General features: G+C 65.2%; 20 protein-coding genes. 4 read left to right on the forward strand and 16 right to left on the reverse strand.

From position 1 onward, the window contains the following. The first annotated feature begins 29 nt into the window (after positions 1 to 29). The 4 genes from OU999_12530 (at position 30) to OU999_12545 (ending at position 3,403) form a co-directional block, all read left to right on the forward strand. Positions 30 to 1,136, forward strand: a complete 1,107-nt coding sequence (locus OU999_12530) for a serine hydrolase (protein ID WAC22573.1) — start codon at positions 30 to 32, stop codon at positions 1,134 to 1,136. A gap of 54 nt (positions 1,137 to 1,190) precedes the next feature. Beyond that, a complete protein-coding gene (locus OU999_12535; protein WAC22574.1) occupies positions 1,191 to 1,586 on the forward strand; it encodes a VOC family protein in 396 nt (131 codons plus the stop codon). A gap of 166 nt (positions 1,587 to 1,752) precedes the next feature. Next, positions 1,753 to 3,069, forward strand: coding sequence for an amidohydrolase (locus OU999_12540; protein ID WAC22575.1), 1,317 nt, complete (start codon positions 1,753 to 1,755; stop codon positions 3,067 to 3,069). A 10-nt stretch (positions 3,070 to 3,079) separates the two neighbouring features. Continuing rightward, complete coding sequence (locus tag OU999_12545) at positions 3,080 to 3,403, forward strand: HNH endonuclease (GenBank protein WAC22576.1); 324 nt, start codon at positions 3,080 to 3,082, stop codon at positions 3,401 to 3,403. 407 nt (positions 3,404 to 3,810) lie between these two features. Here OU999_12545 and OU999_12550 read toward each other — a convergent pair whose 3' ends face one another. The 16 genes from OU999_12550 to creD form a co-directional block, all read right to left on the reverse strand. Then, positions 3,811 to 4,542: a hypothetical protein gene (locus OU999_12550; GenBank protein WAC22577.1), complete on the reverse strand. Its 732-nt coding sequence runs from the start codon at positions 4,540 to 4,542 to the stop codon at positions 3,811 to 3,813. 188 nt (positions 4,543 to 4,730) lie between these two features. Further along, positions 4,731 to 5,852 (reverse strand): photosynthetic reaction center cytochrome PufC, encoded by a 1,122-nt coding sequence (pufC, locus tag OU999_12555; GenBank protein ID WAC22578.1) that lies wholly within the window; start codon positions 5,850 to 5,852, stop codon positions 4,731 to 4,733. A 5-nt stretch (positions 5,853 to 5,857) separates the two neighbouring features. Continuing rightward, on the reverse strand, positions 5,858 to 6,913 hold the full coding sequence (gene pufM / locus OU999_12560) for a photosynthetic reaction center subunit M (protein WAC22579.1): 1,056 nt from the start codon (positions 6,911 to 6,913) through the stop codon (positions 5,858 to 5,860). Between the two features lie 15 nt (positions 6,914 to 6,928). Further along, complete coding sequence (pufL, locus tag OU999_12565) at positions 6,929 to 7,753, reverse strand: photosynthetic reaction center subunit L (protein ID WAC22580.1); 825 nt, start codon at positions 7,751 to 7,753, stop codon at positions 6,929 to 6,931. A 176-nt stretch (positions 7,754 to 7,929) separates the two neighbouring features. Next, complete coding sequence (gene pufA, locus OU999_12570) at positions 7,930 to 8,115, reverse strand: light-harvesting antenna LH1, alpha subunit (protein ID WAC22581.1); 186 nt, start codon at positions 8,113 to 8,115, stop codon at positions 7,930 to 7,932. Positions 8,116 to 8,130: 15 nt separating this feature from the next. Further along, a complete protein-coding gene (pufB, locus tag OU999_12575; GenBank protein ID WAC22582.1) occupies positions 8,131 to 8,343 on the reverse strand; it encodes a light-harvesting antenna LH1, beta subunit in 213 nt (70 codons plus the stop codon). Positions 8,344 to 8,472: 129 nt separating this feature from the next. Further along, complete coding sequence (gene bchZ / locus OU999_12580) at positions 8,473 to 9,927, reverse strand: chlorophyllide a reductase subunit Z (GenBank protein ID WAC22583.1); 1,455 nt, start codon at positions 9,925 to 9,927, stop codon at positions 8,473 to 8,475. Beyond that, positions 9,924 to 11,468, reverse strand: a complete 1,545-nt coding sequence (gene bchY, locus OU999_12585; protein ID WAC22584.1) for a chlorophyllide a reductase subunit Y — start codon at positions 11,466 to 11,468, stop codon at positions 9,924 to 9,926. The genes bchZ and bchY overlap by 4 nt, the downstream gene beginning before the upstream one ends. Then, the gene (locus tag OU999_12590) at positions 11,465 to 12,463 is read right to left on the reverse strand and encodes a chlorophyllide a reductase iron protein subunit X (GenBank protein ID WAC22585.1); all 999 of its coding nucleotides are present in this window, start codon (positions 12,461 to 12,463) and stop codon (positions 11,465 to 11,467) included. The genes bchY and OU999_12590 overlap by 4 nt, the downstream gene beginning before the upstream one ends. Continuing rightward, on the reverse strand, positions 12,460 to 13,386 hold the full coding sequence (bchC, locus tag OU999_12595) for a chlorophyll synthesis pathway protein BchC (GenBank protein WAC22586.1): 927 nt from the start codon (positions 13,384 to 13,386) through the stop codon (positions 12,460 to 12,462). The genes OU999_12590 and bchC overlap by 4 nt, the downstream gene beginning before the upstream one ends. A gap of 166 nt (positions 13,387 to 13,552) precedes the next feature. Beyond that, complete coding sequence (locus OU999_12600; protein WAC22587.1) at positions 13,553 to 14,662, reverse strand: methyltransferase; 1,110 nt, start codon at positions 14,660 to 14,662, stop codon at positions 13,553 to 13,555. A 5-nt stretch (positions 14,663 to 14,667) separates the two neighbouring features. Next, complete coding sequence (locus OU999_12605) at positions 14,668 to 15,567, reverse strand: alpha/beta fold hydrolase (GenBank protein WAC22588.1); 900 nt, start codon at positions 15,565 to 15,567, stop codon at positions 14,668 to 14,670. After that, positions 15,564 to 17,258, reverse strand: coding sequence for a magnesium chelatase subunit D (locus tag OU999_12610; GenBank protein ID WAC22589.1), 1,695 nt, complete (start codon positions 17,256 to 17,258; stop codon positions 15,564 to 15,566). Before OU999_12610 ends, OU999_12605 begins: the two co-directional genes overlap by 4 nt. Beyond that, the gene (gene bchI / locus OU999_12615) at positions 17,255 to 18,262 is read right to left on the reverse strand and encodes a magnesium chelatase ATPase subunit I (protein WAC22590.1); all 1,008 of its coding nucleotides are present in this window, start codon (positions 18,260 to 18,262) and stop codon (positions 17,255 to 17,257) included. Before bchI ends, OU999_12610 begins: the two co-directional genes overlap by 4 nt. A gap of 208 nt (positions 18,263 to 18,470) precedes the next feature. Then, a complete protein-coding gene (locus OU999_12620; GenBank protein ID WAC22591.1) occupies positions 18,471 to 19,757 on the reverse strand; it encodes an acyl-CoA dehydrogenase family protein in 1,287 nt (428 codons plus the stop codon). A 61-nt stretch (positions 19,758 to 19,818) separates the two neighbouring features. Then, on the reverse strand, positions 19,819 to 21,168 hold the full coding sequence (gene creD, locus OU999_12625; GenBank protein ID WAC22592.1) for a cell envelope integrity protein CreD: 1,350 nt from the start codon (positions 21,166 to 21,168) through the stop codon (positions 19,819 to 19,821). Positions 21,169 to 21,335: the final 167 nt, after the last annotated feature.

A 21,335-nucleotide genomic window follows, 5' to 3' on the forward strand; every position in this document is an offset into this window, starting at 1 on the left:
GCAATAGCGGGATTCCGGCGTTTGCGGGAATGACGATGCTGGCGGCGTTGGTGGTCGCGGCACTCGCCACCCCCGCCGCCGCACAAGCCGACGACAATGTCCGCATCGAGCTGAAATTCTCGGCCGACCGGTTGGATCGCGGCAAGGTCTCGGGCCTCGCTCACCGCCCGTCGATGCGGGTAGCGACGCTCGACGATCCGGTGCGCATCGCCTCGATCTCCAAGCTCGCGGTCGGTGTCGCGGTGATGCGGCTGGTCGACAAACAGGTGCTCGATCTGGACCGGGACGTGTCGCTGTATCTCGGTTGGCGGCTGGTCCATCCGCAATTCCCGACGCAGAAGATCACGCTGCGGCTGTTGCTGTCGCACCAGTCCGGGCTGAAGGATGATGCCGGCTATTTCATCCCGCTCGATGCCAACCTGGCAGAGCTGATGGCCAGGCCCGAAGCCTGGGATGCAGACCACTCGCCCGGCAGCTATTTCCGCTATGCCAATGTCAACTTCCCGGTCATCGCGGCGGTGATGGAGGCTGCCTCTGGCCGCCGCTTCGACCGGATCATGACCGAGGAGGTGTTCGAGCCCCTCGCCATCCCCGCCTGTTACAACTGGTCAGGCTGCAAACCCGGCACGGCAAAGACCGCGATCACCCTGTACAATCCCGATGGCAGCGTCGCGCGTGATGACTGGACCGCCAGTCCCGATCAATGCGCCTATGTCCCCGCGAGCGATGGCCGCTGCGACATCGAGCTGTACCTGCCCGGCAGGAACGGATCGGCGTTCAGCCCGCAGGGCGGCATGCGCATTTCCGCCGGCGGGCTGGCGCGGCTGGGGCAGATGCTTCTCAATGGCGGCGACGGGCTGCTCACCCCGCAGTCCTTTGCCGAGCTGACCCGCGCGCAATGGCGGTTCGATGGCAGCAACGGCGATGACGACAGGGGCTATTTCACCGCGTTCGGCCTGGGCGTGCAGCGGATCGAACAGCCCGACGGGTCTGTCTGGATCGGCCATCCGGGCGAGGCCTATGGCCTGCGCGCCGGGCTGTGGGTCAACCGGGTCAGCGGCGAGGGCGTGGTGCGGATCAGCACCGGCCATGCCGAAGATGACCCGATAGGTCATTGCCTCGACACATGCCCATGATAAGTTGCGAACTGCAACTGGCCTGAGTCGGGCCGGACATGCAGGAGAGACACGATGATCGGCTATGTAACCCTGGGAACCAATGACCTCGACAAGGCGCGTGATTTTTATGCGGCATTGATTGGCGCGCTGGGCGGCAGCGAGTTGATGCGGATGGAAGAAAACGGCTTCACCCTGTTCGGCACCGTCTGGGGTGCGCCGGGCATTGCCGTGACCCGGCCCTATAATGGTGAGGCCGCAACGGCGGGCAACGGTACGATGGTGGCGCTGGCGATGGATGCGCGGGCCAAGGTGGACATGCTCCACGCCAAGGCGCTCGAACTGGGCGGCACGTGCGAAGGCGCGCCGGGCCTGCGCGGAGCAGAGGGCGACCAGGCCTTTTACGGCGCCTATTTCCGCGACCTCGACGGCAACAAGCTGTGCGCGTTCAAGGTGGGGCCTGCGGATTGAGGCCAGTTCCACGGACAGCCAGGGTTGTCACACGCGCCGTCGTGGGAATGACGATAGATTAAGCGATTCAAAGCGCTATAGTCGCTCCGGACGGCGCGTGAACGCCTTGGGGAAAAAGGGGAAATCGATGAACAGGGCAATAGCTTGGGGCTTGATCGGCAGTGCCATGGCACTTGCGCTGGGGGCACCTGCCCAGGCGCAGGATGCGCTCGGCAAGGCAGTGGCCAGCGATTATGACACCAAGCTGGAAAAGCTGTTCCTCGATTTCCACGCCAATCCCGAACTGTCGTTCAAGGAAACCCGCACCGCCAAGATCATCGCGGCGGAACTGCGCGCGGCTGGCGCCATCGTCACCGAAGGTGTCGGCGTGACCGGCGTGGTCGGCATCATGAAGAATGGCGACGGCCCGGTCATCATGGTGCGCGCCGATATGGACGGTCTGCCGCTGGTCGAGGACAGCGGGCTTTCCTATGCCTCGAAGGTCAAGCAGGTCGATATCGACGGCACCGAAAAGCCGGTGATGCACGCCTGCGGGCATGACACGCACATCACATCGATGATCGGCACCGCGCGCCGCCTTGCCGCGATGAAGGACCAGTGGAAGGGCACCGTGGTGTTCGTCGCCCAGCCCGCCGAAGAGCGTATCGGCGGCGCGGCCAAGATGATGCAGGACGGGCTGTACACCCGTTTCCCCAAGCCCGATTATGCGCTCGCCTTCCACGTTTCGGCGGGCACGCCCACGGGCAAGATCGAGATCCAGCCGGGGCTGACCGCTTCGTCATCGGATTCGGTCGACATCACCATCTTCGGCGTCGGCACCCACGGGGCCTATCCGCATATGGGCAAGGACCCGATCGTGATGGGCGCGGAAATCGTCATGGCGCTGCAGACTTTGGTCTCGCGCGAGATTTCACCTCTTGAGGCAGGCGTGGTGACCGTGGGGTCGTTCCATTCGGGCTTCAAGCACAACATCATCTCGGACAAGGCCGAGCTGCAGATCACGGTGCGGTCGAACGACAATGCGGTGCGCAAGACGCTGCTCGACGGGATCAAGCGCATTGCCGAGAATGTCGGGCGATTGAACGGCCTGCCCGAAGACAAGCTGCCCCAGGTCCGCGTGGGCTTCGAATCGACCCCGGTAACGGTCAACGACAAGCCGCTGACCGAGCGGATTACCAAGACCTTCGCCAAGCGGTTCGGCGCGCAGGCGCTGCTCACCAACGAGCCGCAGACCGGGATGGGCGCCGAGGACTTTGCCTATTTCGTCGCACCCAATACCGATGTGCCGGGGCTGTATTTCAATGTCGGCGGCACCCCGCAGGCCGATATCGACGCGGCCAAGGCGGGCAAGATGACGCTGCCTGCGCACCACAGCCCGTTCTTCAAGGTCGCCCCGCGCGAATCGATCACGCTGGCGACCGAGGCGATGGTGACGGCGGTGGTCGATCTGCTGGGCCCCGGCAACGGCCCAACTGCGGATTGATGCCCGCCTGATGCCAAAGCGCCGCGCCTGGGAAGAGGAAGAAGACGAGGCGGAGGCTCCGCCGCCCGAGCCGTGCTGGCTGTGCGAGCGCGATCTGGGTGAAGTCATCGAATGGCACCACCCTGTACCCAAGAGCAAGGGCGGCAAAGGCCGCGTCGCCGTCCACCCGATCTGCCACCGGACGATCCATGCGCATTTCACCAACGCCGAACTTGGGCGGGTCGGCGAGGATGTGGAGGCGTTGCGTCAGCATCCAGAGATCGCCAAGTTCCTGACTTGGATCGCGGGCAAACCAGCCGATTTCAACGCGCCGACCAAGAAGAAGGAGCGGTAGGGGGCGAGGCGGGCTCGGTGCGCTCGACGCAACTTGGCCAGCTCCCGCACCCTGCCCGCTCGGCACCCGCACCCCACCCCGCTCAGCCTGAGCTTGTCGAAGGCCCCGCGCTGAACGTCGCGATGTCACCTCCGTCACCCTGAACTCGTTTCAGGGCCCATTTCTCCCCACGCGGCTTCGGCTTGATCGGGCACGATGGGTCCTGAAACAAGTTCAGGATGACGTTATCAGACCTCGATGGGCAGCATAGCCCCGGACCGACCAGCGGGATGAAGGCGTAGATCCCCCTATTCCCCCTTGTCGGGCCGGCTGACGCTCCAATACTGCCAGGCGCAAAAGCCCAGGACGAGCACGCCCGACATCAGCATCTCGATGATGCCCAGATTGTTGACGATCCAGTCTTTCATTCAGGCCTCCCGTCGCGTTACAGACGCGCTCCCGCCACGCTTTTGCGGGCGTTTGGCCAGCGTATAGCGGATGATCAGGCTGACGCCGATGATGCTGGGCACAGCCCATATCAGCGGGTTGAAGACATGATCGGGCACCAGCCGGATCAGCCCGACAGACAGGAAGGCGGTATAGGCCGAAATGCCCATGCCGAGCAGCGCACGGAAATGTTCGGGCACATGCGCGCGCGGCGGAGCACTCGGGCGCCAGACATAGAAGAGCTGCGTCGCCACCGCAGTCAGCCCGACCACGGCGAGCGCGGCCATCAGCGGCTGACCGATCATCAGGCCGTAATAGCCGCACCATGCCGCAGAGGCGATCACCGCGCCGAACAGCGCGAGATAGTGCGGCGCGCGCAGCGCCGCGCGGTTGGCACGGTGGCGAACCACCGCCAGGCCATAGACCGCAAAGCCGATGGTGAGCGTGCCGAGATACAGCATCATCCAGCCGAACAGCCCGTCGAACAGCACGCGATCGGTGATCATCGGCAGGCGCTTTTCCGGACCATAGAGCGACAGCAGCGCCATCGCGATCGCCAGAATGCCGGCACCGATAAAGGCCAGCGTGGCCACCCGCCCCCATTTGCGATGCGCCTGCCCGCCCTTGCGCGCGGCAATCGGCACCCAGAACGCGATCAGCCCCGTCGCCCCGCAGATGACGTGAAGGACAACCAGGGTTTCGAACAGGTGCATTACCGAGCCAATCGACGAAAATCCTCCCCCAGCTTGCCGGGGGAGGGGGACCGCCCGTGTCGCGGGTGGTGGAGGGGCAGCGGTGAAGTGCAGGCAATGTGCGTCATGCCATCTCGCTTCCCCTCCACCACCGACCTGCGGTCGGCGGTTCCCCTCCCCGAGACAAGCTCGGGGAGGATTTCATTCGGTCAGTTCCCCGCAGCTGCTGCAGCAGCAGGAGCCGCTGCTGCCGCCGGGGCGGGTGCTTCCATGCCCGGCATGGCCGCAGCAGGAGATACCGGACCCTTGGGCGCCAGCGTCAGCAGCGCCGGATAGTCCTTGGCCATCTGGGCACCGCCCAGCGGCTTGCGCTGGATCTGGTGACAGGTGGCGCAATTGGCCTTGTAAGGGTCACCCTGCGGTCCAAGCCGGTTGGCCGGGAACACGCTGGTCAGCGGGTGGATATATTCCTGGTTGGTATTCTTGACCATCTGCAGGCCATACCAGGCCTGGGCACGCTGCGGGCTCGACTGGCCCCATTGCGCAAAGGCACGGCTGTTATGGCAATAGGTGCAGTTGACGTTCAGCGACCGCGACAGATGCATCATGATCGCATAATTGGCTTCCGCATCCTTGGTGCCCTTGAGATTGAGCGTCGTGGGATGGCGCGTCTTCGATTGCACCCGTGCCGCCTTGGCATCCAGACCCAGATACATGCTGGCCGTGCTGAGCGGCAGCGAAGCATAGGCGGTCACCGGGCTGGGCGTGTTCTGGCCACGCTTGTTGCCCATCAGACGCCCGTCGCTGGGCTTGGGATCGGTCCAGACATATTTCGGCACTGCATTGCCACGGTGGCAGGTATAGCAGGTCACGCCGGTCTTCTTGACGTGGTCCGAATAGTTCTGGTTGATGTTCTGCGTCATCTGGATCATCCGGCGCGCGACAACCTTGGTATATTTGCTGTCGTCGGCCAGATTTTCGGCATTGTGGCAGTAATTGCACCCGGCCTGTTCGGGCGGGGCATCGGCAGGGACGATCCACTGGGTGATCGCCGCCATGGTGTAATCGAACTCTTCCTGGCTGACATGACCCAGCACCTTGACGTTCTGGTACACCTCGGCTGCCTTCGGCCCGGTCGGGGCCGGGAGGGCATAAGGAGGCGGCGGAACGGTGCCGGGATCGATCTTGTTGTCAGCATCGGTGATCTGGGCGATGCCGGTTCCCCGGTAGCCGCCCTGCTCTGATGTCTTGGGTCCGATTTCACAGGCCGTGAGGGCCAGGCCCGCTATCGCCAGCGCGCCCAATGTGGTCAGTTTGGATAGGGTCAACATGGCTGTCAGTTCCCTTCTGCTGGGCTGGGAGCCGCAGGCGCAGCAGCGCCGGGGTCCGCAGCCATCAGGCTCGGCTCCGCAGGCACCGCTGCCGGTGCGACGAAGCTCGTGCTCGGATCAACAACACCGGTATCCGGATAGGCAGGGGCAAATCCATGCTCCTGAGCCCAGAGATACCAGTTATCGACAACCGTGCCGGTCAGCAGGATGCCGATACCGCCGGTAAGTGTGGTCAGCACTGCAAACCACCAGGCCCAACGATGGATCGATTCCATGGTGGCATTGAAGCCCATGGTCCAGCGCCAGAACAGGCCGGCGCGTTCACTGGCTGTGCCGCGATCGTAGATCTGTTCGATCTCACGCTCGCCACCATAGCGACCCACGGCCAGGATGGTCGCACCGTGCATCGCAAAAAGCAAGGTGGAGCCATAAAGGAAGGCAATCGAAAGCGCGTGGAACGGGTTGTAGAACAGGTTGCCGTAGCGGATCGAGAATGCCGCGGTCCAATCAAGGTGCGGGAAGATGCCGAAGGGTACCGCTTCCGACCAGCTGCCCAGCAGGAACGGGCGGATGATGCCCAGAACCAGGAAGAGCCAGATGGCGCTCGCAAAGGCCCAGGCGATGTGCGTGCCCATGCCCAGCGCCTTGGCGCGGAGATAGGTACGGGCCCACCAGAGCATGACCGATGCGGTCAGGAAGAAGCCGGCAATGATCCACCAGCCGCCTTCAGCCAGCGGCACGTAGACGGAAAAACCCCATTCAGGACCGGGCGGCTCCAGCGCGAGCCAGAACAGCTCCTTCAGGAAGCGGTTGGGGTTCCAGTTGACCGAGGCCATCATGTTGAGGCCGATGATCTCGAACGCCAGGAAGCCGAACAGCAGCGAGGCGAGCCCCAGCTTGCCGAGATAGAGCGGCCCCAGCTGCGCCTGGCCCAGCTTGCCCATCCAATAGCTGAATGCGGTGACGTTGATGCGCGGTTCGCTGTCGTCCTTGTGCGGCATGCCCATTTCGGGGTGCCCACGCAGCTGAACCTGGGTGAATAGATTTTGGTAGCGTGCCATGGTGAATTACCCCTCTCACATCCAGATCGGCAGGTTGAGCCACCAGGTCCACCATTCCGGCCAGCCGCGGGTCCAGAAGGGGCCGGATATGATGATGCACACTGCGCTCCAGAAACCGGCATTCAGCGCCAGCAGCAGGCCCACGCGGTGGATACCGAGCGTGCCGACCGAATAGCCGATCAGGTCGCGGAAGAAGGTGTCTTCATATTCGGGGGATTTCACTTCCTCACCCTTGGCCGGGTTGGTGGCCGAAAGGACCAGCGCGCCGTGCATCGAAAGCGCGAGCGTGGTGGTGAAGAAGAACGACACGGCGAGCATGTGTGCCGGATTGTAGTGGAAGTGCAGATACTGGTAGCCGACGTTAGACACCCAATCCAGGTGGCTGAAAATGCCGTACGGAAAGCCATGGCCCCAGGCGCCCAGCAGGAACGGGCGGAACACCACCAGCGTTACATAGGCAAAGATGGCGACACCAAAGGCGAACGGCACATGATAGCCCATGCCCAGCTTTCGGCAGATTTCGACCTCTCGCAACGCCCAGCTGACGAACGCGCCGATCGCGCAGACCGTGATGATCTGCCACAGGCCGCCCTCCTTCAGCGGCGCCAGGCCCAGGCCGTATTTCAGGTCCGGCGGCGCGATGCTGATCAGCCAGGGGTTCCAGGTTCCGCCCTGCGATGCACCATAGAAGATGAGCGCAGTGCCAAGCGAGGCGAAGAACAGCGTCGTGATCCCGAAGAAGCCGACATAAAATGGCCCGACCCAGAAATCGAACAGATCCCCGCCGACCAATGTTCCGCCTCTGACGCGATATTTTCTCTCGAAGCTCAAGAGCGCCATTGCCAGACTCCTTCGTTCGCCGCCGCGATGCTGTGCGGCGAGCGTGAATGATAATCCCCGTATGCGGGGTCTCGTTTGTTCTCATGCAACCAGTGAAAGGGGCGGACCGGTGAAAACCGGTCCCGCCGGTCCGCCCTCATCGCCTGGCAAGGCGACACACTGGCATTACCCTGATGTCAGGGTGTAATCGCCGATGCCGCAGCAACCGCCGCAGGTGCAGCTGCCGGCATAGGGGGCTCCAGCCAGTTGTAGCGATTCGTGCTCAACAGGATGAAGTGGATGAGAAGTGCGAGGACGAACAGGAAGACCGCAAGCGCAGTCAGGATCCTGTTGCCATCGAATGATTGCCACATTCTATGCATGATCAGGTTTCCTTCTTAGCTGAGCTGAACGTCGGTCACCGGGTCGAGGCTCGATGTCGCTTCATAGCCGGGCGTACCCGGGAACCAGGGGCGCCATTGCCAAACCAGTACGTGCGCGATGATCGCGACGATGGTGAAGAAAGCGAAACTGGCGACGAAGAGCTTGTGGAACTCCTTCGCCTCGCTTTCTGTGAGGTAGGTCGTGGGACCCATCCCTTCATCTGCCATGAGATATTCTCCTTAGCTTCCAGATTTGGAAGAACGCCACATGGGCGCCTTCCAGGCGATTATCCGTGCAGGCGAACCTGACGCGGATATTGGAGGCCCCGTCCCAAGGCCGATGACTGGACAAGGCGCTCACGCCACCTGGCCCATATTCTGTGCGACGGCTTCCTCCACCAGCCGCACCTCGGTTACTGAATCTTCGCCCGCGCGCCGGGCCGCCCTCTCCGCGGCATCGCGCAACGTCTTGGCGGCAGAAATGCGCACCAGTACCGGCTGCGCATCGACCAGCCGGTCAAGCCGCGCCTTGGCGTCGTCGGTCCAGGCGAGTTCCCGCTCGATCCTGGCCGGCGTCGCCGCCACGGCATCCATCTGGCTCGACAGCGGCAGGATGTGGAACAGCGCGTCGAACAGCGCATTGCACACTTCCTGCACCAGCCAGGTCGCACCCGAATAGCCCATCACCGGCGTGCCCGTGTAGCGGCGGATCACCGCGCCGGGGAAGCTTGCCGGAATGTACATGCCGCGCGCGCCGCATTCGGCCATGTACATGCGCTCGTTATAGCTGCCGAACACGACCAGCGGCGGGTTGGTACGGATCGCCTCGCGCACCGCCTCGTTGTCGGGCTTGACCCCGGCGGTGCGGCTGAAGGCGAAATTGCACGGCAGCCCCATGTCGTGCTCAAGAAAATTGCGGATGCCGCGCGCATAGGTTTCATTGGCATGGATGCCGAAGCTTGCGGTGCCGAAGAAATCCTGCGTGACCGAACGCCACAGATCCCAGAGCGGCTTGATCGTCGTGTGCTTCTCGCGGTCGATGAACGGCTCGGGGTTAAGCCCCGTGAGCTCGCCCAGCTTGCGCAGGAACAAAGTGGTCGATTCAAGGCCGATCGGCGCCTGGAGATAAGGCCGCTCCAGCGTTTCGCACAGGTTGCGGCCGAACTCGCGGTACATGCAGATATTGACCTCTGCATCGGCGAGCTTCTTGACGTCCGCCAGATGGCTGCCCAGCGGGAAGACCATGTTCAGTTCGCAGCCGATGCCCTCGACCAGCCGCTGGATCTCGGCAAGGTCGCTCGGCATGTTGAACGTGCCGTAGATCGGGCCGATGATGTTGACCTTGGGCTTCACGCCTTCCTTGCGGGGGGCGAGCGGCTTGACCTTTTTCGGGCCGAATTCGGTCCACAGCCAGGTCAGCGCGCGGTCTGCGGCCTGCCACTGATCCTCGTCGATGGTGCGCGGCAGGAAACGGCGAATATTGGTGCCATTGGGCGTCACGCCGCCGCCGATCATCTCGGCGATCGATCCGGTGACCACCACGGCGGGCAGGTCCGGGTCGAGCGTCTGCCAGGCACGGCGCATCGCCGCCTCGGTACCGGTCTTGCCCAGCTCTTCCTCGCCGAGCCCCGTGACGACGATGGGCAGCTCGTGCGGCGGCAGTGCGTCGGTATAATGCAGCACCGACGTGACGGGCAGGTTCTCGCAGCCTACGGGTCCATCAATGATGACCTGCAGGCCCTTGATCGCGGTGAACGCATAGACTGCGCCCCAATAGCCCCCGGCCCGATCGTGATCGATAATGAGCGTCATGTGCCCACCGCCTCTTCGGACTTGTTGAGGCCGACCATGCGGGCGGCGTACTTCTTCTTGAACTCGGGCCGGTCGACCGGCGTGTCGCGCCAGATGCCGGCATTTTCCTGGGTGCCGACGCCGTCGAAAAAGCTCTGCATCCGGTTGAACCGGTCCTGATTGGCGAGCGCGGCGTTGATGACAACCGCCAGCGACCCTGCACCTGCAGGGCCCATCAGCGGCCGCGCGGAAATGAGGTTGGTAAAATAGAGCGCCGGGATCGCCTCGCTCTTGGCGTGCTGGACCACAGGCGTGGTACCGATCGCCAGGTTCGGGCGGAATTCCTCGACCGCGGCAATGTCCTGTTCCAGGCTGGCGCGATACTGGATGCGCACGCCGCGGGCTTCCAGCCATTGGCGGTCGGGCTCGGACCAGCGCGTCCTCGGGCAGGCAGTGCCGACATAGGGCACGTCCGCGCCGCTTTCGATCAGCAGCCGGGCAACGAGCAGTTCGGAGCCTTCATAGCCCGAAACGGTGATGCGGCCCTTGATCGGGCTGGCATCGAGCGCCGCGCGGATGGCCGGCAGGAACCGGTCCTTGGCGGCATCGACCATCGATTGCGACACACCACAGGCGCGGCCCACGGCGTCGAGCCAGGCGGCGGTGCCATCGACACCGACGGGCGCCGACCCGATGACCGGGCGGCCAGCGGCCTCGAACTCGCGAATGCTGGCGGTGTAGAACGGGTGGATCGCGGCGACGGCGGCGCAATCGAGCGCGCTGTACAGCTCGCGCCATTCGCGCGTCGGCACGACCGGGCCAGCGGCCAGGCCCAGGGGCTCGAGCAATTGGCCGATGCCGACCGGATCGGCGGGGAACATTTCTCCGAGCAGCGTCACCGTCGGACGGTCGGGGCGGTGGCTGGGGGCTGCGACCGGGCCCTGCGCGGCTTCCTTGCGGGCATAGGCGAGCATCGCGCCTGCGAGCACGTCCTTCGCCTCGGCATGCGTCGGCACGCCGAAACCGGGCACGTCGATGCCGATGATCCGTACGCCGTTGATCTGCTTTGGCAGATTCTGGATCGGAACGCCCGATGCGGTCGGCACGCACAGATTGGTGACGACGACGGTGTCATACAAAGCCGGATCGGCCATCAGATGCACTGCATCGCGAATGTCTTCGTACAGCTTGCCGGTGACGAGCGTTTCCGAGCTGAACGGCACATAGCCGACCGAACGGCGCGCGCCGTAGAAATGCGAGGTGAAGGTCAGGCCATAGACGCAGCAGGCAGAGCCCGACAGGATCGTCGCGGTGCGCCGCATGCGCAGACCGACACGGAGCGATCCGAAGGCGGGGCACATGCTCTGCGGCTGATCGTGCGGGCCCTGGGAAGGTTCGGGCGGATAATCCGCCGTATAGCGCGCCAGAATCTCGCCCTTGCCCGCCTGCTCCGCAGCAGCGCGCATGGTGTCTTTCGACGCGCAGCCACCTTCGACCGGGACAGCGGCCAGCTCGATCCGGTCAGGGGTGCGTGGCGCAGAGGGGGCGGGAATATCGGTCATATCGCGTCGTAAACGACCTCCAGCGAAGCCTTTTCCTCGAACACGCCGCCGCGCATATCGGCTTGGGTCGCAGGGACCAGCTCGACATTGCCGCCGGTATCCTCGGGCTTGAACAGGCCGAGCAGACCATCCTGGGTCAGCGGGCGCGGATGCGTCGGCTGCGCATCGGCGACATTGATCGCCAGCTCCTCGAACAGCGACGCCCATTCGGTGTCGGGCCTGCCGATGATCTGGTAATTGGCCGACTTGCGGCGGATATCCTCGTTCGCGGGGATCGAGGCGAGCACCGGAATGCCCACGGCTTCGGCAAAGGCCTGCGCCTCGCCTGTGCCGTCATCCTTGTTGATCAGGATGCCTGCGACGCCGACATTGCCGCCCATCTTGCCGAAATAGTCGACTGCCTTGCAGACATTGTTGGCGACATAGAGCGACTGCAGGTCGTTCGATCCGACGACGATCACCTTCTGGCACATGTCGCGGGCGATCGGCAGGCCGAAGCCGCCGCAGACCACATCGCCGAGGAAATCGAGCAGCACGAAATCAAAGCCCCAGTCGTGGAAGCCCAGCTTCTCGAGCAGTTCGAAACCGTGGATGATGCCGCGTCCGCCGCAGCCGCGTCCCACTTCGGGGCCGCCCAGTTCCATCGCGAACACACCGTCGCGCTGGAAGCAGACGTCCTCGATCTTCACCTCTTCACCGGCGAGCTTCTTGGCGCTGCTGGTTTCGATGATGGTCGGGCACGCCTTGCCGCCGAACAGCAAACTTGTGGTATCGGATTTGGGATCGCAGCCGATCAGCAGCACGCGCTTGCCCTGCTGCGCCATCATGTAGCTGAGGTTGGACAGGGCAAAGCTCTTGCCCGATCCGCCCTTGCCATAGATGGCGATGATCTGCGTTTCCTTGGTGACCGGACCCGTCGCGACAGGATCGGGTTCGTGCGCGGCTTCCTCGCGCAACGCAGCCGTATCAGGACCAGAGTGTTCCAGCATCGTCATGCGCAATCGCTCCAATCGAGTATCATCTTGAGGCAGTTCGGGTCGGTGAACGCGGTCGGATAGGCAGCCTGTGCCTCCGCGACCGGCTGGACATGGCTGACCAGCCCGGCGAGATCGAGCGCGCCGCCAGAGACCATCGCGCGGATGGCGACCAGATCGTCCGGCCCCCATTCGGCGGCGACGCGGATGCGTGCCTCGCGCATGAAGGCGGGCGGGAAGGTGAAGCTCAGCGGCTGCTGATAGAAACCGGCCAGCGTCACCTCGCCGCACTTGGCCAGACGGCCGATCAGGGTGTCGAGCAGGGCACTGTCGCCGCTGACATCGCAGATGCTGCGATAATCGCGGCGCGAATCGCTGTCGGGATGGATGACGGCATAGCCGTGGTCGCCCGAGCGGCGGTCGGCATGGATTTCCCACACGGTGGGCGCGGGCGCGCCGCTGGCAATGGTCAGCCGGGCGAGCAACCGGCCCAATATGCCGTGCCCGACGATGAGATCGGGCGGCTCGCCACCGGCCATCGCATGGAGCGCGGTCGCTGCGAGCGCGAACAGCACACCGTCGCTGCCCCAGCTTTCATCGATCGGCAGCGCGCGGGCCGAAGGCACCACCAGCCGCCGCGCCGAACCACCGAACAGGCCGCGCGCATCGGCAAAGCAGTTGGCGCCGGGCACGAACACCCATTCGCCGATCCGTCCGCGACACTCGCTGCCGGAGTCGACAATGCGACCAACCGATTCGTAGCCGGGGACCAGCGGATAGCCCATTCCGGGGAAGCTCGGCATCTTGCCGGTGAACAGAAGCTTTTCGGTTCCGGTGCTGATGCCGCTCCAGACGATCTCGACGATGACATCGCCGGATTCCGGGGCATTCAGCGAAAGAGGACGAAGCGCAAGGCGGTGCGGCGCTTCAAAAATGACGGCCATTGCCTGCACGTTCGCGCTCCCCTTGTTCTTGTCGACAGGGCCCTGAAGAGGGACCTTCCATCAAGGTGTCATCTTATATTAACGCCTCCAAGTGTCAATCTAGGTTTACAGCTTGGGACGCATTAGTTCCGCGACAGGACGCCAGCGTTGCAAAAAATCGGACGGTTCAGGCGGTCGCGGCGATGACGCGGGTGACGATGGGCAGTCCGGTGCGCCGTTCAGCCCAGCCGGAAAAGCCGGCTTTGCCGAGCATCGCGCCGATTTCCTGGGGGGTGCGGGCTCGGCCCGACCCCATCGCCAGCAGATAGAAGCCGAAATAGGCATCGGCCATCGCCTCGGCCCCCGGGGTTCCCGCCATCGGCTCGGCGATCAGCAGGGTGTCGCCGGGCTTGAGCGCTGCACGCACCTTGACGAGCAGGCTCTGCGCCAGATCATCGTCATGGTCGTGCAGGATTCGCACCAGCGTGATCAGGTCATAGCCGGTGGGAATCGCATCGTTGCGGAAGTCGCCCGGATGCGGGGTAACACGCACACCCTTTTCGCCCAGCTGGCGTGCACCGATCGCGGTGACGGCGGGCAGATCGAACAGGCCGAAGTCGAGAGCGGGTGCCACCCTGGCCACGGCGGCGATGAACGCCCCTGCACCGCCGCCGACATCGAGCATCCGCCGGTGCCGGGCAAAGCGCCAGGCATGGGTGACCTGATCGGCGACCATCGGCTGCGATGCGGCCATCAGCTGCGAATAGGGCGAGACCGCCGCCTGATTCTCGCCTTCGCTGCCGTCGCCCAGCGCATAAGGCCAATAGCCCGCCAGCGCGCCCGGCTCGGTGCGTTCGCCGCGCAGCAGCGAAAGCGGATCGGCAAGATCGGCGTAGAGCAGGTGATGATGGCGAATCATCGCCACTGCGCCCGGATTGCCGATCAGCGCCACGCCCTGTTCGCCCAGCATCCACAGGCCGTCGCCGACCCGCTCGATCACGCCCAGAGCCGCCGCCGCGCGCAGCAACCGGTGAGTCGCGTCCTCGCCCAGCCGCGCGCGCGCGCCCAGCTCTGCCGAGGTCGCCGCGCCCTGTTCCAGCCGGGCGACAATCCCGCTTTCGACACAGGCATAGAGCGTCTGCGAATAGGTGAAGCCGGCGATGATATCGAACAGCCGCCGTGCCCTGATGCGCGACACGCCGCGCGTCAGCAGCGAGCGCGACGCCCAGGACTGGAAGGCCGGGCTTCCGATCATCCGGTTGCGCCAGCCGACCCAGCGCTGCTTGAACCCCGCCATCGTTATCAGGCCGCCACAGCCGGGCTCTGCGCGGCAAAGGCCAGGATCATCTCGGCCAGGCGATCGGGCGCTTCCTCGTGCGCCAGATGCCCCAGATCGGGCAAGGTGGTCAGCTCTGCGCCCGGGATCAGCCCGGCAGCGCGCTCGACCGAATCCTGCGGGATCATCGCATCGCGCCCGCCATGAACCAGCAACGCGCGGCCCGTCAGCCCTGGCAGGCTGGCCGACAATGTCTCCAGATCCCAGTTCGCCATCATGCCGATCGCACCGGCGCAATGGTCCGATGTGCGGAACAGCCGGTGGTACAGATCGATGCCCAGGTCATCGATGCGCGATCCGGTCGATTTCTTCAGGAACCGCGCGACCTCGCCCCGGCTGCTCGCCATCTGGGCAAAGATCATCGCGGTGAACGGGTTGACGAACAGCGCCCGCGCCAGCGCCGGGAACAGCCGCGCGGCCAGGCCCGGAAAGGGCATCAGCGCCGGCGTCAGGCCGACCAGCGTGGCATCCCAACGCTCGTCCAGCGCCAGCCGCGCGCCGATCGCCGCACCCGCCGAATGCCCGACGATCACCGAAGGCGCTGCATGGCCCAGCTTGGTCAGCAGTTCGCCAAGTGCCCTGGCCATGCCGGGAAGACTCTGCCCGCCCGATATCCGCCCACGCGTAAAGCCATGGCCGGGCATGTCAGGGGCAATCACGGTATAATGCCGGGCCAGCAGCGGCAGCAGGTCGCGCCAGCTATGCGTCGCCGCGCCCGTGCCATGCACCAGCAGCAGCACCGGCGCCTGGCCCGCTTCCGGCCCTGCGATCTGGACATGCCAATCGAGCATCGCGGTGTGCACGAAGCGGCTGTACGCGCGATTGGGCCAGTCCTGCCCTTCGACCTCCCAGCGAACCGAACTCATGACGCTTTCCCGAACTGCAGCGCGGATACCGCCTGCTCCACCCCCCGCGCATCGGCGCGCGGCAGCGCCAGATAGCGCGCGCGCATCGCGGCTGCAATCGCTGCGGCCTCGGGCTGGGGCCGGGCGGAGATATCGATGACTACGCCCTGCATTCCCGATCCGGCAAAGCGCCGCGCCGCCGCCAGCGCATCCTCGCCCGCCCGGGCGCGACCCGGCTGGCCATGCTTGTCGATATTGCCCTTGCCATCGGTGAGCAGCGCGACGAACGGCGTGCGCCCGCGTGCGGCCTGGGTCTCGGCCAGTTCTGCGGCGGCTGCCAGCCCCAGCGCGAGCGGCGTGCCGCCCCCGCCGGGTAGCTCGCCCAGCACCTTCTTGGCGCGGGTGAGCGATCGCGTCGGCGGCAGCAGAAGCTCCGCGCTGGTGCCCCTGAAGGCGATCAACGCCACCTGCGCGCGTTTGACATAGCTTTGCGCCAGCATCAGCTCGACCGCGCCCTTGGCCTCGGCCAGCCGCGCGAGCGCCGACGAGCCCGACGCATCGACCGCGAAGATCGTCAGCGCCTCGGCGCGCTCCTCGAAACGGCGGATGCGCAGGTCGCCCTTGCGGATGCGCAGGCGTTTCGCCGCGTCCGGTGCTTCCTGCTGGCGGCGGATTTCCTGCCACGGCACCGCCGCGCGCAGCGTATCGATCAGCGCCAGCCTTGCACCGCCGCGCGGCAGGCCGGGCCGCGCCCCCAGCGGCCGCCCGCGCGTCTGCGAGGCGCGCTTGCGCCCGGCCCCGCCGCCACCGATCGCCCGGCGGGCACCGCGTCCCTCGCCGATCCGCGCGAGCACATCCTTGGGGATAGAGGCGAGCGCGGCGGCGAGGATCAGATCGTCGAGCTGGTCGGGATCGTGCTGTTCCTGCTCGGACTCGGCATCACCGGGAGGCGGTTCGTCCTCGGCTTCGGGTGGTGGCGGAGGCGGTTCTTCGGCCTGTTGCGGAATGCGGGTGGCACGCGGGCCTAGCACCGTGCGCGCGGTGAAGGCGAGGTCTTCGTCTGTGGCGTGATCGCGTGCATGCCATTCGGCGTGGAGCCGCGTCGCGGCCTGCGCGAACAGCAGTGCGCGGGCGGAATCGACGCCGAGGGCCAGGGAGAGATTGGCGAGGGATTTTTCCGCATCATCCCTTTCTGTTTGTCCCGAGCCTGTCGGTGGGGCGACAGGCGGCACCGAAGCGCTCGGGCGCTCGGCACCGGGGGGGCTTGAGGTTGAGGGAGGCCCCATCCCCTCACACCAGAAGGCCACGCGCTCGGTCAGCGAAACCGGCGGGGCCTCGTCCTCGGTCCCGTCATCGAGCAGGACCAGCGCAAAGCCTGTCCCGGCGTCCATCGCCTGCGCGATCCGCCCGGCGACCATCGCAGAGAGCCGCTCGGCCATCGGTACGACGAGCAGTCCGCCCGCCGCCTCTTGCAGCAGCCCCGTCTGTTCGATGCGATGCCCGGCAGAAAGCGAGGCCGCAACATCGAGCCCGCCGCACAGCCGTTCCTCGTCGATATGCACCGGCACCCGGCGCAGCGGTCGCCCGTGAAAGGCCGCCGTGAGCAGCGCGAGCGCCGCATCGCGCTCCGGCCCTGGCCCGCGCAGCCAGATGCCGCCCAGCCGTCGGGGCGCTGCAGCCAGCAGCCTGGCCGCCATCAGTGTGTCGGTCATCCGAACAGCTCGGCAAGCGCCCGGTCGATGCGCGCCGTCGATCCCGTCTCGTCGAGCACATCGCGGCGCAGCCGGTGGCGCAGCGCCATCGGTGCGACCGCGCGCAGATGCTTGCGCTCGGCCGATTTGGCGCCCTCGAGCGCGGCAAAAGCCCGCGCGGCACGCATCAGCGTCAGTTCTCCGCGCAGCCCATCGGCGCCCACCGCGATGCACAGGCTGGCCGCATCCTGCAGCGTCGCATCGGGCATCGCCACCTTGGGCAGCGCCTTCTTGCCCTTGGCGATCCGCTTGACGATCTTGGCGTCCTCATCGGCCCATGTCGCCGCAAATGTCGCCGCATCGCGCTCCAGCGCATCACAGCGACGCATGATCTCGATGCGCTGCGCAATATCCTGCGGCGTCTTCACCTCGACCGACAGCCCGAACCGATCGAGCAGCTGCGGGCGCAACTCGCCCTCTTCCGGATTGCCGCTGCCGATCAGCACGAACCTGGCCGCGTGACGCACCGAAAGCCCTTCGCGCTCGACGAGATTTTCGCCCGATTGCGCAACATCGAGCAGCAGGTCGACCAGATGGTCCTCCAGCAGGTTGATCTCGTCGATATAGAGGTAACCGCGATGGGCCCTGGCGAGCAGCCCCGGCTCGAATGCTTTTTCGCCGCGCCCCAGCGCCCGTTCCAGGTCGAGCGCGCCCAGCACGCGGTCTTCGGTCGCGCCCAGCGGCAGGTCGACGAACGGCACCGGCACCTTGCCGGCCTTGGCACCCCTGGTTTCGGCGCATTTGTCGGGGCAGCGATCCGCCTCTTCGGGCGCGCAATTATAACGGCAGCCGGCAATCGCCACCATCGGCGGCAGCAGCGCCGAAAGCGCGCGCGCCGCGGTCGACTTGCCGGTCCCGCGATCGCCGAACACCATCACCCCGCCAATACGCGGATCGACCGCGCTGATCAGCAAGGCACGCTTCATTTCGTCCTGGCCGACGATGGCAGAAAAGGGAAAGGCCATGGCCCATGTCTAACACATCGGACGGCCATCACAAGCGGGAGTGTCAATCAAAGTTGACGCCCAGCTGTTCCTAAATCCTCCCACAGCTTGCTGGGGGAAGGGGGACCTCCCGCGCAGCGGGTGGTGGAGGGGCAGCGGGATGGCACGATGCTGAACCGAAGCACCACCTCGCTTCCCCTCCTCCACCGAGACAAGCTCGGGGAGGATTTTATTCGAACAGCGCCTTTCGCGGCCCGAGATAGCCGAACAGGTACGCCGCCACCTTGCGCATCTGGATCTCTTCCGATCCTTCGGTGATGCGATAGCGGCGGTGGTGGCGGTAGATATGCTCGAACGGCGTGTGCCGCGAATAGCCGATGCCGCCGTGCACCTGCATCGCCCGGTCCGCCGCCTCGCAGCACAGCCGGTTCGCCCAGTAATTGCACATGCTGACCTTGTCGGAAAGTTCGCGCTCGATCGCCTTGTGCGGCATGTTGTCCATGTCCCAGGCGGTCTTGCGGATCAGCAGCCGCAGCATTTCCGCCTGGGTCGCCAGCTCCACCAGCGGGAACTGGATCGCCTGATTCTCGCTCAACGGGCGACCGAAGGGCTTGCGATCCCGCGCATATTTCACGCTTTCCTCGATGCAGAACACCGCTGCTCCAAGCGATGACGCCGCCTGACGGATGCGGTTCTGGTGGACGAAGCTCTGCGCGAGCGACAGCCCGCGCCCTTCCTCGCCCAGCATCGCGCTCTCCGGCACCCAGCAATTGGTGAACGACAGGCGCGGGTGATCGGTGGGCATGTTGAAGGTCCAGAGATACTCCTCGATCTTCAGGCCCGGCGTATCGGTGGGCACCAGCAGGCAGGTGATGCCGCGCGCATTGCCGTCCTCGCCGCTGGTCCGGGCAAACAGCGCGCAGTGCGTCGCGACATGCATGCCGGTGATCCACATCTTCTCGCCATCGATGCGCCAGCCCGGCACGCCGTCGCGCGTCTCGCGGACGGCGCGCGTCTCCATATGCGTCGCGTCCGATCCGTGGTTCGGTTCAGTGAGGCCAAAGGCGGTGATGCGCTTGCGCTCGAACCCGCCCAGGATGAACTCCTGCTTCTGTTCCTCGGTGCCGAATTCCTCGAACATCGCGACAAACGGGAAATTGCCGACGATCGAATGCTCGTTCTGCAGGTCATTGTGCAGCCCCAGCCCCTGGGCGGCGAAATGCTCGCGGATCACCGCCATCCACAGGTTCGATCCGTCCTGGCCGCCGTACTTCTTTGGCGCAGAGAACCGCCAGTGCCCGGCGGCATCGGCGCGGCGCTGCGCCTCGCGCAGCAGCTCTTCCCAATCGTGCCTTGGCAGGCCGCCATTGTCGAAATCGGTCCGCGCCCATTCGCGGCGATGATCGAAAAAGCGGATATTGTCGTCCGCCTGTTCGAGCGGCTTGATCTCCTTGGCGATGAACGCGTCGAGCTCGGCCAGATAGGCGGTCAGCTCCGCCGGAAGCGTGAAATCCATGGGTGCATCCTCACATTATCGTTTGGATGCACTATGAACGGCTTTACGCGTCCGGCAAGCCTTATGCCGAGCCGGCGGCCTCCTCGCGCTTGCCGAGGCCCGACCAGTCGACCCGCCTTGTCACATACATCACCGCGGCCAGCGCCACGAACAGCAGCACCGATCCGATCAGCAGCGAATAGGCCTCAAGGTTGAGCAGCACATAGAGCAAAGCGTACAGGCCGAGCAGCAGCCCGGCGATGAAACCGGCGCGCTTGGCGCTGCCGAGCACCGCGGCGCTATAGGCGCTGATCAGCCCGATGATCGCGCCCGAGGCGAGCAGATAGGCGAGCGTAAACCCGATGATCTCTGCGAAGGCGAGCAGCAGCACGAAGAACAGGATCAGCCCCGCGCCGGTCAGCAGATATTCCGCCGCCGCGACCCGCGCCCCTGCAATGATGTCGAACATCAGGAACGCGAGGAAGGTGAAGCCGATGAACAGGAATCCGTATTTCACCGCGCGGTCGACCTGGCTGTAGAAGTTGACCGGCTCGATCAGGTCGATCTGCGCCATCTGTGCGCCAGCCCCCACCTGCTCGCCGGGCTGGGGCAGTTGCACGATCGCGCGGCCCAGCGCGAGATTGCTGATCTTGTAGCGCGCGGAGAAGCCCTTGTCGGTAACGCGGCGGCTGTTGGGCAGGAACTGTCCGGCAAAGCTCGGATGCGGCCAGTGCGAGCGCACGGTCCAGTCTGTTGCCTCGCCATCGGGGATCAGCATCAGCTGGCCATTGCCGCGCACGCCGAAGCGATAGGCGACATCGACAGGGGCTCCGGCGTTTTCCGACCAGTCGGCAAAGGCAAAAAAGCCCGATCCGTTGGTCGCGCCCAGCCCCTTGCCGGGGCGCAGCGGCAGCGCCTTGCCCGCCATGGCAAGCGCATTGTCGGCGAGCAGTCCGCGCGCATCGGAAATGCCGACGCGGATTTCGGCGCGGTCGAGCATCAGCTCCTCCGGGTTCACGCCGAAACGCTCCAGATCCTCAGGCAGCGCGAACCGCGCCTTGCCCTTGACCCGCGCTTCATAGACCACGGTTTCGTAGATCGACTTGGTCCGGCGCTCGGGCTCGACATCGACAGATGCGGTGTTGGTGACGGGGGCCAGCAGCAGCTCGCGCTCGATCGTCACCGCGCGCGACGTCTCCCTGCCGTTTTCGGTGACAGTCTCGACCGATTGCTGGCGATAGGGAATGACCATCACCGGCCCTGCGAGCATCTGCGGCCCGCCCCAGCCCTCGGCGACGCTGGCGCGCGCGGTTTCCGACTGGCTCTGCCGGTCCCAGACGAGCGCATAGACCATGAACAGCGGGATCGCGAGCAGCGCGCCGATCAGCACGGTCATGCCCAGCTTGAATCCTGGGCTGCGTTCCTTGGCCATGCGATCTAGGTCCCTTCACGGTTCATCGATGAAAATGCACGGGTGAGCTATGCCCGCGGAGCTGAAATGGGTGTGAACTACGTCACAGCGAATCGATGAGCAAGACGTTAACCCTGTGCTGGAAGCCGGATGCCCCACCCGTTCGTTGCCCGCTAGCAATCGGGGCG

Source organism: Blastomonas sp. SL216 (genome assembly GCA_026625625.1).
Classification (GTDB): domain Bacteria; phylum Pseudomonadota; class Alphaproteobacteria; order Sphingomonadales; family Sphingomonadaceae; genus Blastomonas.

What these genes read in the sequence shown, in the direction of transcription:
- OU999_12530 (WAC22573.1), top strand. Translation starts at nt 30, where the DNA reads ATGACGATGCTGGCGGCGTTGGTGGTCGCGGCACTCGCCACCCCCGCC.
- OU999_12535 (WAC22574.1), top strand. Translation starts at nt 1,191, where the DNA reads ATGATCGGCTATGTAACCCTGGGAACCAATGACCTCGACAAGGCGCGT.
- OU999_12540 (WAC22575.1), top strand. Translation starts at nt 1,753, where the DNA reads ATGGCACTTGCGCTGGGGGCACCTGCCCAGGCGCAGGATGCGCTCGGC.
- OU999_12545 (WAC22576.1), top strand. Translation starts at nt 3,080, where the DNA reads ATGCCAAAGCGCCGCGCCTGGGAAGAGGAAGAAGACGAGGCGGAGGCT.
- OU999_12550 (WAC22577.1), bottom strand. Translation starts at nt 4,542, where the DNA reads ATGCACCTGTTCGAAACCCTGGTTGTCCTTCACGTCATCTGCGGGGCG.
- pufC (WAC22578.1), bottom strand. Translation starts at nt 5,852, where the DNA reads ATGTTGACCCTATCCAAACTGACCACATTGGGCGCGCTGGCGATAGCG.
- pufM (WAC22579.1), bottom strand. Translation starts at nt 6,913, where the DNA reads ATGGCACGCTACCAAAATCTATTCACCCAGGTTCAGCTGCGTGGGCAC.
- pufL (WAC22580.1), bottom strand. Translation starts at nt 7,753, where the DNA reads ATGGCGCTCTTGAGCTTCGAGAGAAAATATCGCGTCAGAGGCGGAACA.
- pufA (WAC22581.1), bottom strand. Translation starts at nt 8,115, where the DNA reads ATGCATAGAATGTGGCAATCATTCGATGGCAACAGGATCCTGACTGCG.
- pufB (WAC22582.1), bottom strand. Translation starts at nt 8,343, where the DNA reads ATGGCAGATGAAGGGATGGGTCCCACGACCTACCTCACAGAAAGCGAG.
- bchZ (WAC22583.1), bottom strand. Translation starts at nt 9,927, where the DNA reads ATGACGCTCATTATCGATCACGATCGGGCCGGGGGCTATTGGGGCGCA.
- bchY (WAC22584.1), bottom strand. Translation starts at nt 11,468, where the DNA reads ATGACCGATATTCCCGCCCCCTCTGCGCCACGCACCCCTGACCGGATC.
- OU999_12590 (WAC22585.1), bottom strand. Translation starts at nt 12,463, where the DNA reads ATGACGATGCTGGAACACTCTGGTCCTGATACGGCTGCGTTGCGCGAG.
- bchC (WAC22586.1), bottom strand. Translation starts at nt 13,386, where the DNA reads ATGGCCGTCATTTTTGAAGCGCCGCACCGCCTTGCGCTTCGTCCTCTT.
- OU999_12600 (WAC22587.1), bottom strand. Translation starts at nt 14,662, where the DNA reads ATGGCGGGGTTCAAGCAGCGCTGGGTCGGCTGGCGCAACCGGATGATC.
- OU999_12605 (WAC22588.1), bottom strand. Translation starts at nt 15,567, where the DNA reads ATGAGTTCGGTTCGCTGGGAGGTCGAAGGGCAGGACTGGCCCAATCGC.
- OU999_12610 (WAC22589.1), bottom strand. Translation starts at nt 17,258, where the DNA reads ATGACCGACACACTGATGGCGGCCAGGCTGCTGGCTGCAGCGCCCCGA.
- bchI (WAC22590.1), bottom strand. Translation starts at nt 18,262, where the DNA reads ATGGCCTTTCCCTTTTCTGCCATCGTCGGCCAGGACGAAATGAAGCGT.
- OU999_12620 (WAC22591.1), bottom strand. Translation starts at nt 19,757, where the DNA reads ATGGATTTCACGCTTCCGGCGGAGCTGACCGCCTATCTGGCCGAGCTC.
- creD (WAC22592.1), bottom strand. Translation starts at nt 21,168, where the DNA reads ATGGCCAAGGAACGCAGCCCAGGATTCAAGCTGGGCATGACCGTGCTG.